At 50.6% G+C, this 13,898-nt stretch carries 13 protein-coding genes; 1 reads left to right on the forward strand and 12 read right to left on the reverse strand.

Features of this window, described 5'->3' with window-relative positions; all coding sequences use genetic code 11:
* Positions 1-2: 2 nt before the first annotated feature.
* The 12 genes from fabZ to rpsB form a co-directional block, all read right to left on the reverse strand.
* The gene (gene fabZ, locus BZK42_RS14235; RefSeq protein WP_080859353.1) at positions 3-458 is read right to left on the reverse strand and encodes a 3-hydroxyacyl-ACP dehydratase FabZ; all 456 of its coding nucleotides are present in this window, start codon (positions 456-458) and stop codon (positions 3-5) included.
* Between the two features lie 103 nt (positions 459-561).
* On the reverse strand, positions 562-1,587 hold the full coding sequence (lpxD, locus tag BZK42_RS14240) for a UDP-3-O-(3-hydroxymyristoyl)glucosamine N-acyltransferase (protein WP_003018531.1): 1,026 nt from the start codon (positions 1,585-1,587) through the stop codon (positions 562-564).
* A gap of 3 nt (positions 1,588-1,590) precedes the next feature.
* Positions 1,591-2,076, reverse strand: a complete 486-nt coding sequence (gene skp, locus BZK42_RS14245; RefSeq protein ID WP_016151765.1) for a molecular chaperone Skp — start codon at positions 2,074-2,076, stop codon at positions 1,591-1,593.
* A 122-nt stretch (positions 2,077-2,198) separates the two neighbouring features.
* On the reverse strand, positions 2,199-4,613 hold the full coding sequence (bamA, locus tag BZK42_RS14250) for an outer membrane protein assembly factor BamA (protein ID WP_016151764.1): 2,415 nt from the start codon (positions 4,611-4,613) through the stop codon (positions 2,199-2,201).
* Positions 4,614-4,642: 29 nt separating this feature from the next.
* Positions 4,643-5,995: a sigma E protease regulator RseP gene (gene rseP, locus BZK42_RS14255; RefSeq protein ID WP_016151763.1), complete on the reverse strand. Its 1,353-nt coding sequence runs from the start codon at positions 5,993-5,995 to the stop codon at positions 4,643-4,645.
* An 11-nt stretch (positions 5,996-6,006) separates the two neighbouring features.
* Complete coding sequence (gene cdsA, locus BZK42_RS14260) at positions 6,007-6,864, reverse strand: phosphatidate cytidylyltransferase (RefSeq protein WP_016151762.1); 858 nt, start codon at positions 6,862-6,864, stop codon at positions 6,007-6,009.
* 12 nt (positions 6,865-6,876) lie between these two features.
* A complete protein-coding gene (gene ispU / locus BZK42_RS14265) occupies positions 6,877-7,635 on the reverse strand; it encodes a (2E,6E)-farnesyl-diphosphate-specific ditrans,polycis-undecaprenyl-diphosphate synthase (protein ID WP_046275345.1) in 759 nt (252 codons plus the stop codon).
* 312 nt (positions 7,636-7,947) lie between these two features.
* Positions 7,948-9,144 (reverse strand): 1-deoxy-D-xylulose-5-phosphate reductoisomerase, encoded by a 1,197-nt coding sequence (gene ispC / locus BZK42_RS14270; RefSeq protein WP_046275346.1) that lies wholly within the window; start codon positions 9,142-9,144, stop codon positions 7,948-7,950.
* Between the two features lie 219 nt (positions 9,145-9,363).
* Positions 9,364-9,921, reverse strand: coding sequence for a ribosome recycling factor (gene frr, locus BZK42_RS14280; protein ID WP_016151760.1), 558 nt, complete (start codon positions 9,919-9,921; stop codon positions 9,364-9,366).
* 139 nt (positions 9,922-10,060) lie between these two features.
* Entirely contained in the window at positions 10,061-10,786 is a 726-nt protein-coding gene (gene pyrH / locus BZK42_RS14285) for a UMP kinase (protein WP_005132114.1), read from the reverse strand.
* Between the two features lie 145 nt (positions 10,787-10,931).
* On the reverse strand, positions 10,932-11,783 hold the full coding sequence (tsf, locus tag BZK42_RS14290) for a translation elongation factor Ts (RefSeq protein WP_016151759.1): 852 nt from the start codon (positions 11,781-11,783) through the stop codon (positions 10,932-10,934).
* Positions 11,784-11,917: 134 nt separating this feature from the next.
* Positions 11,918-12,643 carry a 30S ribosomal protein S2 gene (gene rpsB / locus BZK42_RS14295; RefSeq protein WP_016151758.1) on the reverse strand — a complete coding sequence of 242 codons (726 nt, stop codon included), beginning with the start codon at positions 12,641-12,643 and terminating at the stop codon, positions 11,918-11,920.
* Between the two features lie 450 nt (positions 12,644-13,093).
* Between rpsB and map the strand changes: the two genes are divergently transcribed.
* Positions 13,094-13,888 (forward strand): type I methionyl aminopeptidase, encoded by a 795-nt coding sequence (gene map, locus BZK42_RS14300; protein ID WP_016151757.1) that lies wholly within the window; start codon positions 13,094-13,096, stop codon positions 13,886-13,888.
* Positions 13,889-13,898 lie beyond the last annotated feature (10 nt).

Genomic DNA, 13,898 nt, shown 5'->3' on the forward strand with positions numbered 1-13,898 from the left:
TATCAGGCCTCCCGGCTACGGGCACACATCATCGTTGCTTCGCACACAACTTTACCTTCGACCAGCGCAACCCCTTTAAAACGGGTCAGGCCGCGGCGCGTTTTCTCGAAAGTCACTTCCATGATCATCTGATCGCCTGGCACGACAGGACGCTTAAAGCGCGCTTCGTCAATACCCGCAAAATAGTACAGTTCACCTGGTTCCAGTTTCCCTACGCTTTTAAACGCGAGGATACCAGTGGCCTGCGCCATTGCTTCCAGAATCAGTACGCCTGGGAAAATAGGTTTACCCGGGAAGTGGCCCTGGAAGAAAGGCTCGTTAACAGATACATTTTTCACTGCGCGCAGAAAGCGACCTTCTTCAAAATCCAGCACGCGGTCAACCAGCAGAAACGGAAAACGGTGCGGCAGAAGTTCTAAAATCTCTTCAATATGCAGAGTATGAGTGTTAGTAGTCAAAATACTCTTCCTGTCAAAATATACTAAAAGGCAATAATAACACGGCCTGTCGCAATCGTATGAATGGGACAGGCCGAAAAGTCAGACATGCAAAAACGGTGCTTTAGTCTTGTTGATTAACCTTGCGCTCAATCGCTTTGAGACGCTTGCTCATATCATCAATATTCATCACCAGTGCAGCTGTTTTACGCCATACCTTATTGGGCTGTAGCGGAATGCCTGAGGAATAGACGCCAGGTTCGGTGATAGGACGCATCACCATACCCATGCCAGTAACCGTGACTTTATCGCATATTTCCATATGCCCATTGATCACGCTGGCGCCGCCAATCATGCAGTAACGGCCAATCTTCAGGCTACCCGCCATAATGACGCCACCGGCTACCGCCGTATTGTCGCCAATCACAACGTTATGCGCAATCTGGCACTGGTTATCAATGATAACACCATTACCGATCACAGTATCGTCCAGCGCACCACGGTCAATGGTGGTACAAGCGCCGATCTCGACGCGATCGCCGATAATCACGCGACCAAGCTGCGGGATCTTCACCCAGTTACCGCGATCGTTCGCGTAACCAAATCCATCAGATCCGACGACAGTGCTGGACTGGATCAGGCAATTCTCACCGATCTGAATGTCGTGGTAAATCGTCACATTCGCCCACAAGCGTGAACCTGCGCCGATTTTAGTATTTTTTCCGACGAAGCAGCCTGCGCCGATAACGACGTTATCGCCCAGTTCTACGCCAGACTCAATGACCGCATTTGCGCCCACAGAAACATTATTACCCAGCTTCGCTGTCGCATCGATCACTGCACTCGGGGCAATGTTTTGTGCGGGCTGCGGCGTGGTATCTAAGATTTGCGCCATACGTGCATAGGTCAGGTAGGGATTCTTCACTACCAACGCCGCACTCTTAGCAAAAGGAAGATCGTCCTGCGTCATCACAACGGCAGAGGCCTGGCATACGCCTAAGTGTTCACGGTACTTAGGATTTACCATGAACGTGATATTGCCAGTTTGCGCAGATTGCATGGACGCTACGCCGGTGATGACGATATCGCCATCACCGTGTAATTCTGCATCCAACTGCTCTGCTAAATCAGCCAGTCGAATTGAAGGCATTACTTATTTAACCTGTTTCAGTACGTCAGCGGTGATGTCTTTTACATCGCTGCTGTTGTATGCAACGGTGTTTGCGTCAACAACCAGATCGATACTCTGACTGTTAGCAACAGATTTCACAGCTGTCTGGATACGAGTAACCAGTTTGCCACGTTCTTCGTTGGAACGACGCGCACGATCCTGCTCAAAAGCCTGAGCTTTCTGAGAGAAAGTCTGACGCTGAGCCATGACGTCTTTTTCCAGCTTGGTACGATCGCTACCCGCTTTCATGGATTGCAGACGCTGCATTTTAGATTGCAGATCAGATTCCATACGCTGCAGTTCGCTGGCACGGCCTTTGAACTCGTTTTCCAGCGTAGCAGAAACGCCCGTCTTCTGTGCAACCTGTTGGAACAAGCTACCCATGTTGACGATTGCAATTTTGTCAGCAGCCTGTGCGGACGTTGCCATCGCTAAACCGAGACCTGCAGCTAATAACCACTTTTTCACAATTAACTCCTTACCATCCCATTTGCACCCGAAGGTACAGTTCTTTGCGTGGCCAGGCGATCCCATGCAAGATCGCCTAAAGTCATCGCTACACTACCACTACATTCCTTTGCGAAGAACAATTACCAGGTTTTACCAATGTTAAACTGGAACTGTTCCGCTTTGTCTCCATCGTACTTCTTGAACGGCTGGGCGTAGGAGAAAACCAACGGCCCCAATGGGGACATCCATTGTAAAGCGATACCCGCTGACATACGGATATTGTTCGGATCGCTGTAGTCCGGATAACCAGAGTACTTAGCTGAATCCCAGTTCGTATCCCAAACGGTACCCATATCCCAGAAGAACGAGGTACGGACCGAGTTGGCATACTTGTCGCTGATAAACGGCGTCGGGGTAATGAATTCCAGGCTGGCGACAGCCATGGCGTTACCGCCCACCGCATCATCCGATTTACACGGTGAAGTATTGGTGGCGTCACATTCGTTATCGTAATCGCTATCGTTGTTATAACGATTAGCCGGTAAATAGACAGCCTTTGGACCGATGGTGTTGGACTGGAAACCACGCACGGTGCTGGAACCACCGGCATAGAAGTTCTCGTAGAACGGCATCTCTTTGCTGCCGATGCCGTCACCATAGCCCCACTTAGTGCGACCCAGAACAACCCATTTGTGATCGTCATCGATCGGCACATAGGTCGCGGTATCCAACGTCGCTTTGTAGTATTCGTTGTCAGAACCCGGAATGGTTACTTTACCGTTCAGGTTGACACGCGTACCTTCCGTTGGGAAGTACCCACGGTCCAGCTTGTTATATGTCCACCCATAGTTGAAGGTGAAATCGTCTGATTTAAAGCTATCAGCGTCAGGATCCTTACCCATTGAAACCAGATAACGTTGCATTGCAACCTGTGGATCCATGTTAGACAAGGAGTTATGCACATAACCCACACCCGCACGCAAGGTGTTGTATTCGTTGATCGGGAAGCCGAGCGTTGCGTCAGTACCATAACTTTTGTTGGTATAGTCGGACAGGTCTGCATCATCCGCTTTAAAGTCATTGTAGAAAACGCGACCACCAAGGCTCACCCCATCAACGGTGAAATATGGGTTGGTGACAGACAACTCAGTATAGGTCTGATAGTCGTTTTTGGTGCCGTTGATCCCGACTGAATAACCGGTACCTAACCAGTTATCTTGCTGAACGCCAGCCTGGAAGCTCACGCCGCTTTCAGTACCGTAACCAACGCCGAAGTTAAAGCTACCGGTGTTACGCTCTTTAACCTTATAGACCACATCAACCTGATCCGGGCTACCCGGTACACGCTGAGTATCTGTATCGACGGTTTCAAAGTAACCCAGACGGTTCAGACGCTCTTTACCCTGATCGACCAGATCGCTACCCAACCAGGCACCTTCCATCTGGCGCATTTCGCGACGCAGAACGGAATCTTTAGAGGTGTCGTTACCTTCAAAACGAATCTTACGCACGTAGAAACGGTTACCTGCATCCACGTTTACGCGTAATTTAACGGTTTTGTCGGCGTCGTTGATTTCAGGTTGCGACTGTACGCGCGGATAGGCATAGCCATAGCGACCCAGAAGCTTCTTGATATCATCTTCCATTTTGGTCACTTTGGTGCCGTTATAGAGTTCGCCTGGCTCGATTTTGGTCAGGGTCTCAATTTCGGCGGAGTGCCCAGCCAGGTTACCGCTCACCTGTACCCCTGAAAGCTTGTATTGATCGCCTTCAGTGATGTTAACGGTAATGTAGATACCTTTTTTATCCGGCGTCAGGCTAACCTGGGTGGAATCGATATTGAAGCGAGCATAACCGCGATCCAGATAGTAGCTGCGCAAGGTTTCAAGATCGCCCGCCAGTTTCTGTTTCTGGTATTTACGATCGCCCACCACGTTCCACCACGGCACTTCATCACGCAGTTGGAAGTGAGAGATCAGTTCGTCGGTCGAGAAAGCATGGTTGCCGACGATATTGATCTGTTGGATCTTCGCCGAAACGCCTTCCTGGAAGACCAGCTTGAGGTCAACGCGGTTACGCGGCAACGGCGTTACCACCGCTTTCACACTGGCGCTGTACTTACCGACGCTATAGTAGAAATCTTCCAGCCCTTTTTCGATATCGGCTAGCGTGGTGCGATCCAGAGACTCGCCAACACGCACACCAGAAGCCTCGAGGTTTTGCTTGAGCATGTCATCTTTCACCGATTTGTTACCGGAGAAAGTGATGCTGGCAATCGTCGGACGTTCTTTTACCTGAACCAGAAGGGTATCACCATCGCGCAGGACGCGGACATCCTCAAAGTTACCGGTGGCGAACAGAGCACGAATGGTATTACTGATGTCTTCATCATTAACCGTGTCGCCTGTGCGCACCGGCATACTGAGGAGAGCCGCACCAACGGCGACTCGCTGTAGGCCTTCGAAATGAATGTCCTTCACTACGAACCCTTCAGCACCGTATACGGTGGCGCTGCTAAACAGCAGCGACGCTATGAGCAACTTTTTCATCGCCATCGTTATTATGCGTTCTTCCTAACACTCTCTTACAACCGAGAGAAATCATTGAAAAGTGCAAGCCCCATTAACAACACCAGCAAGATAGAGCCAATGCGATAACTAAAGTCTTGAACCCGCTCGGATACCGGACCGCCCTTCAGCTTTTCAATCGCCAGGAACAGCAGATGCCCCCCGTCAAGAACGGGCAACGGAAACAGGTTGATTATCCCTAAGTTCACGCTGATAAGCGCAAGGAACATCAGGTAATAAATAACCCCGAACTCCGCTGACATCCCAGCCCCCTGGGCGATAGAAATAGGCCCACTGAGGTTGTTCAGTTTTACATCACCGGTAATCAATTTTCCCAGCATACTGACCGTCAGCTTCATCAACTGCCACGTTTTATCCGAGGCTTCGAGGATGGCGCTGAATGGCCCATACTGGCGTACAGTCTTATACTCATCAGGCAGAGGAATAACTTTAGGCACCACGCCCGCAAAACCCTCTGCCTTCCCGTTAACCTGTTTTGAATCTGGGGTTAACGTTAAAGACAAGGAACTTCCTTGTCTTTCAATATCTAGCGCTAACGGCTTATCCGGATTATCGCGCACCAGCGTCACGAACGTCATCCATTGCGTCAGCGGCTGACCATTGACTTTAACGATCCTGTCGCCAGCTTGCAAACCCGCCTTACTTGCAGCGGAGTTTACCTGCACTTCTGACAGCACCGATTCAATCTGCGGACCGCGCGGGCGAATCCCTAAACTGGAAACAGGATCCTCTTTGTCTGGCTCAAATGCCCAATGGCGTAAATCCAGCGTTTTGTCCTGCCGCTGGTTGCTGCCAAACTGCGCCACGCTGAGAGTCGTATGTTCATCGCCAATTTTTGATACCAGTTGTAATCGCACGGCATCCCAATCAGGGGTTTCGATACCATCAACCGCTTTTAGTTCCGTACCCGGCTGAATTTGCGCCTGTGCGGCAATCGAGTTGGGTGTTATTTCACCAACAACCGGACGAACGCCAGGGACACCGATGATAAACACCAGCCAATACGCGAAAATAGCAAAAAGGAAGTTGGCAATCGGACCTGCGGCGATGATGGCTGCGCGTTGTCCAACCGTTTTATTGTTGAAAGCGTAATGGCGCAGCTCCGGTGCGACCGGTTCAGCGCGCTCATCCAGCATCTTGACGTAACCGCCGAGGGGAATCAGGGCGATGACGTATTCCGTACCTGATTTATCGGTACGCCGCCAAAGCGCTTTTCCAAAGCCAATGGAAAAGCGTTCGACGCGGACTCCGCAGCGCCGTGCAACCCAGAAATGACCAAATTCATGCACGGTGATAAGCACACCAAGTGCAACGATGAATGCAGCCAGATTCCAGAGAATACTCAGCATAAGACCATCCGTTAGAGCGTCCTGAATACCAGTAACAACAGGCAGGCAAAGACCGGTACCGCAGCCGTCAGGCTATCAATACGATCTAAAATACCGCCGTGTCCTGGTATTAAGTGACCACTGTCCTTAATACCTGCTTCACGCTTAAACATACTCTCGGTCAGGTCACCCAGCACGGAGGCCAGGGCTGCAACGATAGAGCAAATAAGCAAGGTGACAGGCGCAACCTCAAGATTCGCCCACATGCCATAACCCCATGAGATCACGGCCGCAGTGGCGAGTCCACCAATAAAACCCTGCCAGGTTTTACCAGGAGAAACCTTCGGCGCCAGCTTATGTTTGCCAAACAACTTACCAAACATATAGGCACCCGAGTCCGCTCCCCAGACGAGGATCATGACATACAGCAGCCATAGCGCGCCACTATAATGATTCTCATCATAGTGCCATGCACGTAGCGCCAGCATTCCCCAAAAGAAAGGGACTATGGTTAACACGCCGAAAATTATGCGTAATGTTTTGGAATTACGCCAGACCGACGCAGAGCCGGGATAAAACAGCACCAGTAACAGCGCCACGACCCACCAGCCCAGCGACGCCCACAGCGATACTTCAACCAGCGGCTGATGAATATTGCGATGGTATTCCGGCAACAAAAATAGCATCAGTGCCAGCAATAGCCCGCACAAAACAGCCAGCCAGACTCGCTGCGTACGCGTGGTAAAACCGCTTAACTGTCCCCATTCCCAGGCGGCCAGCATACAGACGGCCAGCGTAACAATGGCGAACCCCACCGGCGGCAGCAAAAACAGCGCCGCGATGACAACGGGTATTAAAACAAAAGCAGAAATCAGGCGATACTTCAGCAAAAGCGACCCCCATCAGGCTTTTTCATCACCGGGCTCGGTGCCGCCGAAACGACGCTCACGATTAGCAAAGGCATGCAGCGCACCTTCAAAGTCTTGTTCATCGAAATCGGGCCAGAGAACATCCGTAAAATAAAGTTCGGCATAGGCAATTTGCCACAACAGAAAATTACTAATTCGATGCTCTCCCCCAGTCCTTATCACTAAATCCACAGGAGCCAGTTCATGCATACAAATTTGCTGCCCCAGCATCTCTTCATCGATTTGCTCTGGACGCAGCAGACCATTCTGCACCTGTTGTGCCAGTTGTCTGACTCCCTGGACTATATCCCACCGTCCACCGTAATTCGCTGCAATATTTAGCGTCAACCCGGTATTCTGGGCGGTAATCGCTTCTGATTTGCGAATCCGTTCTTGCAAACGTGAGTTAAATCGACTGATATCCCCGATAATACGCAGACGTACGTTATGGCGATGCAGGTTTTTCACTTCGCTATCAAGCGCCCACACAAACAGCTCCATTAACGCGCTCACTTCCTGCGCAGGTCGGTTCCAGTTCTCACTGCTAAAGGCATACAGCGTTAACGCATCAATACCGTTATTGGCAGCAAAAGAGACAGCCCGGCGGACGGACTTTGCTCCGGCCTTATGTCCAAAGGCGCGAATCTTCCCTTGCTTTTTCGCCCAGCGGCCATTGCCATCCATGATAATTGCTACATGGCGACAACCATGTGCTGGCAAATTTTCGCTTAATGGTTTAGTTGCAGACAACATAACGCGTTTTTAGTCCCTGAAAGGATTATACGGTACTCAGGAATACTGAAGCCTTTTGCGCTTCATCCTTCAGGCTGCTCCTTCGTCGGCTGTGATCTTCGCCCAAGTCACATACTCTTTGTATGCTCCAGGGGACTCATCCACTTGCCACCTTGATGCAACCTGAATGATTTTGTGCATCCACAAAAAAGCCGTGTCAAACCACGGCTTACCCGACCGAAAAAAAACAAATACCCGCGATCGAGTGGCGCAGACTATATCACTGAAGCCCAACGCTAACAAATAGCGCGATTCTCCGAGGAGGGATTATCATCAGCTTGAGCGTCGCATCACTTCTTTTCTGGCGACTTCCCGCGCGATAGCATCAACCTTCAGCACGTCATCAACGCTCTGTGGCTCCTGCAAATCCATCTTATCCAGTACGGATAAATTCAGGTCAGCAATATCGGTAAATCGGATCTGCTGCGCCAGGAATGCGGCAACGGTAATTTCATTCGCTGCGTTCAAAGCGGTCGTCGCCGCCTGCCCTTGCTCAAACGCGTCCATCGCCAGTTTCAGGCATGGATAACGCTGGTAATCAGGTGCGGAAAACGTCAACGCACTGAGCTTGCAAAAGTCGACAGGCTTAACGCCGGACGTCACTCGTTCTGGCCATGCCATCGTATGAGCAATAGGCGTACGCATATCAGGTTCCCCCAACTGCGCCAGAACGCTACCATCCTGATAACGCACCATCGAATGAATAACCGACTGCGGGTGAATCAGCACTTCCATCTGGCTTGCATTGGCATTAAATAACCAACGCGCTTCAATGTATTCCAGACCTTTATTCATCATGGTGGCTGAATCGACAGAGATTTTTCGTCCCATCGACCAATTCGGATGACGACATGCCTGATCGGGGGTCATAGAAACCAGATCGCGCAATGGCGTTTCACGGAAAGGGCCACCAGACCCGGTAAGCAAAACTGATATGACACCATTTTGCTCAAGGTCAGCGTATCCCAGATTGTGTTGGATAGGTTGCGGTAAACTCTGAAAAATCGCGTTATGTTCGCTATCTACCGGCAAAAGCTGTGCTTTGTGGCGTTGCACGTCGTCCATAAACAGACGCCCGCAGGTCACCAGAGACTCTTTATTCGCCAGCAAAATGCTTTTGCCCGCGCGGATTGCCGCCAGCGTCGGTAGCAAGCCCGCCGCGCCGACAATCGCCGCCATAACCTGATCAACATCATCCAGCGCAGCCATATCACAGGCAGCCTGCTGCCCGCTCATAACCTCAGTACGACTACCCTGCTCCAGCAGAGCTGCTTTTACCAACGCAGCGCTTTTTTCATCGTCCATTACCGCATAGCGAGGAGAAAATTCCAGACATTGCTCAACCATACGGACGACATTTTTACCCGCCACCAACGCAGCAACACGAAATTTTTCCGGGTTATGGCGTACTACATCCAGCGTACTGCAACCAATGGAACCGGTTGATCCCAGGATGGTTAATTGCTTCATCAGACATCCAGAAGAATTTTACTCGTCATACTTCAAGTTGCATGTACGTTGGCTCTCTTCGTTCACCCCTGTCACGCACGGGTGTGCGCTCCCGGGGATGCCCTACGTCGCCGCCTTCCTGCAACTCGAATATTTAGAGTATATAGACAGAAAAAAAGCAAAACGCCGCCATCCAGCCTTCTCAGGCTTTCTAAGCGGCGTTTTTAGCGTACAGGCGAATCAGAACTGCATCAGTTCCGTTTCTTTCTCTGCCAGCGCCGCATCAACTTTCTTGATAGCTGCGTCAGTCAGTTTCTGTACGTCGTCCTGAGAACGGCGATCGTCATCTTCGCTGATCTCTTTTTCTTTCAACAACGCTTTCACTTTGTCGTTGGCATCGCGGCGTACGTTACGTACGGCAACGCGCGCGCCTTCAGCTTCGCCACGCACGATCTTGGTCAGATCTTTACGACGTTCTTCAGTCAGCGGCGGCAGCGGAACGCGGATGTCGGAACCCGCAGAACTTGGATTCAGACCGAGGTCGGAAGCCATAATTGCTTTCTCAACGGCTGGCCCCATAGAACGGTCGAACACGTTGATTTTCAGGGTACGGGAATCTTCAACCGTTACGCTTGCCAGCTGGCGCAGCGGGGTCGGTGTGCCGTAATATTCCACGACAATACCATCCAGCAGGCTAGGAGAAGCACGGCCCGTGCGAATTTTGCTGATTTGGTTTTTGAACGCTTCGACGCATTTGTCCATGCGTACTTCAGCATCTTTTCTGATATCGTTGATCACGTTACGAATCCTTGAAAGCTTGTTTCAGTCAGACCATACCCACCACGCAAGATGTGACAAGTATAGTCTTGATTAATTTTGAGGGACGTATCCCGCGACATTAAAGCGGAATATTACCTGCATTTAGCCGCAACGGGAATTATTCCGTGATTAACGTGCCTTCTTTTTCACCCATAACAACACGGCGCAGCGCACCCGGTTTGTTCATGTTAAAGACACGAATCGGTAATTTGTGGTCACGAGCCAGTGTAAACGCCGCAAGATCCATCACTTTCAGCTCTTTATCCAGTACTTCAGCATAGGTCAACTGTTCGTACATAGTCGCCGTTGGATCTTTAGCCGGGTCAGCAGTAAATACGCCATCGACTTTGGTGGCTTTCAGTACCACATCCGCTTCAATTTCAATACCACGCAGGCAAGCCGCAGAGTCGGTAGTGAAGAACGGATTGCCAGTACCCGCAGACAAAATAACAACGCGGTTGTTACGCAGCAGGCTGATTGCTTCCGCCCAGCTGTAGTTATCACACACGCCATTCAGAGGAATTGCGGACATCAAGCGAGCGTTCACATAGGCGCGGTGAAGCGCATCGCGCATCGCCAGACCGTTCATGACGGTGGCTAACATGCCCATGTGGTCGCCCACAACGCGGTTCATCCCTGCTTTCGCCAGACCAGCGCCACGGAACAGGTTACCACCACCAATCACTACGCCAACCTGGATACCCAGCTCAACCAGCTCTTTGATTTCCTGAGCCATACGGTCAAGGATGCTTGCATCAATACCGAAGCCTTCTGAACCTTGCAGAGCTTCGCCACTTAACTTAAGCAGAATACGTTTGTAGACGGGTTTTGCATTGGTAGCCATGTTTCTTTCCTGAGACTGTCAACGAATGAGATGAATTAATACCGGCGACATTGTATGTCGCTTTTCAGCATGACCACTATAGCGGTTCGCTGAATTTACAAGCCAGACACAAAAAGAAGCCGCCCTCAGGCGGCTCCTTTAAAAATTAAGACTGCTTGGACATCGCAGCAACTTCTGCTGCAAAGTCAGTCTCAACTTTCTCGATACCTTCACCCACTTCAAAGCGGATGAAGCCTGTTACATCAGCGTTGTGCTCTTTCAGCAGCTGACCAACAGATTTGCTCGGATCCATAACGAAAGGCTGACCAGTCAGAGAAACTTCACCGGTGAATTTCTTCATGCGGCCTTCAACCATTTTCTCTGCGATTTCTTTCGGCTTACCAGACTGCATCGCGATGTCCAGCTGAACCTGGTATTCTTTCTCTACCACTTCAGCAGAAACGTCTTCCGGCTTAACGAATTCTGGTTTGCTTGCAGCAACGTGCATTGCCAGCTGTTTAACCAGCTCTTCGTCAGCGCCAGTTGCAGCAACCAGAACACCGATACGAGCACCGTGCTGGTAGTTACCCAGAACTTCGCCTTCCAGGGAAGCAACACGACGGATGTTGATGTTCTCACCGATTTTAGCAACCAGAGCAACACGTTCTTCTTCGAACTGCGCTTTCAGAACTTCAACGTCAGTGATTTTGCCAGCAACGGCAGCGTCCAGTACTTTGTCAGCAAATGCCTGGAAACCAGCATCTTTAGCAACGAAGTCAGTCTGGCAGTTAACTTCCAGAATGAAAGCGATGTTGCCGTCGATTTTGGTTTTGATTACGCCGTCAGCAGCAACGTTGCCTGCTTTTTTCGCCGCTTTGATTGCGCCGGACTTACGCATGTTTTCGATTGCCAGCTCGATGTCGCCATTAGCTTCAGTCAGTGCTTTTTTGCAATCCATCATGCCTGCGCCAGTACGCTCACGCAGCTCTTTTACCAGGGATGCGGTAATTTCAGCCATTCTAAAATCCTCGGAAGATTTGATCTGCCCGGCATGAAACCGCACAGATTTAAAAGTGAAAAAGGGGCCTAAAGGGCCCCTAACCAAACGTGATACTACCTGGTTTATAAAGGGGCTCGAACGAGCGTGCCTTATTATTCAGCTTCTACGAAGCTTTCTTCCGCCTGGGAAGCCAGATCCTGAGAACGGCCTTCACGAACGGTAGTAGCTACAGCGCCCAGGTACAGGGTCACAGCACGGATTGCGTCGTCGTTACCCGGGATAACGAAGTCAACACCGTCCGGATCAGAGTTGGTATCAACAATAGCAAATACTGGGATACCCAGGTTGTTTGCTTCTTTGATAGCAATGTGCTCGTGGTCAGCATCGATTACGAACAGAGCGTCCGGCAGACCGCCCATGTCTTTGATACCGCCCAGGCTGTTTTCCAGTTTCTCAAGCTCACGAGTACGCATCAGCGCTTCTTTCTTGGTCAGCTTTTCGAAAGTACCGTCCTGAGACTGAGTTTCCAGATCTTTCAGACGTTTGATGGACTGACGAACGGTTTTCCAGTTAGTCAGCATGCCGCCCAACCAGCGATGGTTCACGAAGAACTGGTCGCAGTTGTTAGCAGCTTCTTTCACCGCTTCGCTTGCAGCGCGTTTAGTACCAACGAAAAGGATTTTACCTTTACGAGCAGAGATCTTGTTCAGTTCAGCCAGAGCTTCGTTGAACATCGGTACAGTTTTCTCAAGGTTGATGATGTGAACTTTGTTACGCGCACCGAAGATGAACGGCTTCATTTTCGGGTTCCAGTAACGGGTCTGGTGACCGAAGTGAACACCAGCCTTGAGCATGTCGCGCATGGAAACAGTTGCCATGATTAAAACCTCTATATATAAAAGTTGGGGTTAAGCCTCCACGCATCCCATATTACCGACCCCAAAGGGCACCCCGGAATATGTGCCGATACGTGTGTGTTGTTACACAAAGTGAGATTTGTCGCTCCCGTCCATCGTGTGTAGTCTTCAAATGGATCGGAAGTCCGGCGCGCTTTATACCACAAATACGCTACCGACACCAATAATTGTTGGCGGTGCGTGCTGAATGAACGATGAATTTCGTGTTACAGGGAGGCAGCCAATTTTTTGCATCTCCGGGCGCTTACATGCAGTGAGCGACTGGAGTGAAAAATTTCAGCCAACACACCTGTGGCACGAAAGGCGAAGTTCAGAATGATTCTCAATTTGGCAGCATGTATGCCGGACTGATACCATTGGCACCACTTAAACAATTATTGCCGATATCATCGGCACTGATGGACAGAATTCATGGCTATCTCAATCAAGACCCCTGAAGAAATCGAAAAAATGCGCGTCGCTGGCCGTCTGGCCGCCGATGTACTGGAAATGATCGAACCGTTTGTTAAGCCAGGCGTCAGCACCGGCGAACTGGATCGCATCTGTAATGACTACATCGTGAATGAGCAGCAGGCCATTTCCGCCTGCCTGGGCTATCACGGTTATCCGAAGTCCGTGTGCATCTCTATTAATGAAGTGGTGTGCCATGGGATCCCGGACGACGCCAAGCTCCTGAAAGACGGCGATATCGTCAACATCGACGTAACCGTGATTAAAGACGAGTTCCACGGTGATACCTCGAAAATGTTCATCGTCGGCAAACCAACCATTCTGGGCGAGCGTTTGTGCCGCGTCACGCAGGAAAGCCTGTATCTGGCGCTGCGGATGGTAAAACCGGGTATTCGCCTGCGCACGCTGGGCGCTGCGATTCAGAAATACGCGGAAGGCGAAGGCTTCTCTGTGGTTCGTGAATATTGCGGTCACGGCATCGGTCGCGGCTTCCATGAAGAGCCGCAGGTTCTGCACTACGATGCAGACGACGGCGGTGTGGTACTGCAGCCGGGCATGACCTTCACCGTAGAACCCATGCTGAATGCCGGTGATTACCGCATCCGCACCATGAAAGACGGGTGGACGGTGAAAACCAAAGATCGGAGCTTGTCTGCTCAGTACGAGCATACTATTGTGGTGACGGAAAAAGGCTGTGAAATTCTGACATTACGCAAGGATGACACCATCCCGGCGATTATCACACACGACGAATAATGTTTTGCCT

Origin of the sequence: Citrobacter braakii (genome assembly GCF_002075345.1) — a bacterium.
GTDB lineage: Bacteria > Pseudomonadota > Gammaproteobacteria > Enterobacterales > Enterobacteriaceae > Citrobacter > Citrobacter braakii.

Bases quoted from the DNA above. Each gene is read 5' to 3' on its own strand.
- ispU (WP_046275345.1), bottom strand. From the start codon at position 7,635: ATGTTGTCTGCAACTAAACCATTAAGCGAAAATTTGCCAGCACATGGT.
- map (WP_016151757.1), top strand. From the start codon at position 13,094: ATGGCTATCTCAATCAAGACCCCTGAAGAAATCGAAAAAATGCGCGTC.
- rpsB (WP_016151758.1), bottom strand. From the start codon at position 12,643: ATGGCAACTGTTTCCATGCGCGACATGCTCAAGGCTGGTGTTCACTTC.
- pyrH (WP_005132114.1), bottom strand. From the start codon at position 10,786: ATGGCTACCAATGCAAAACCCGTCTACAAACGTATTCTGCTTAAGTTA.
- lpxD (WP_003018531.1), bottom strand. From the start codon at position 1,587: ATGCCTTCAATTCGACTGGCTGATTTAGCAGAGCAGTTGGATGCAGAA.
- tsf (WP_016151759.1), bottom strand. From the start codon at position 11,783: ATGGCTGAAATTACCGCATCCCTGGTAAAAGAGCTGCGTGAGCGTACT.
- bamA (WP_016151764.1), bottom strand. From the start codon at position 4,613: ATGGCGATGAAAAAGTTGCTCATAGCGTCGCTGCTGTTTAGCAGCGCC.
- ispC (WP_046275346.1), bottom strand. From the start codon at position 9,144: ATGAAGCAATTAACCATCCTGGGATCAACCGGTTCCATTGGTTGCAGT.
- rseP (WP_016151763.1), bottom strand. From the start codon at position 5,995: ATGCTGAGTATTCTCTGGAATCTGGCTGCATTCATCGTTGCACTTGGT.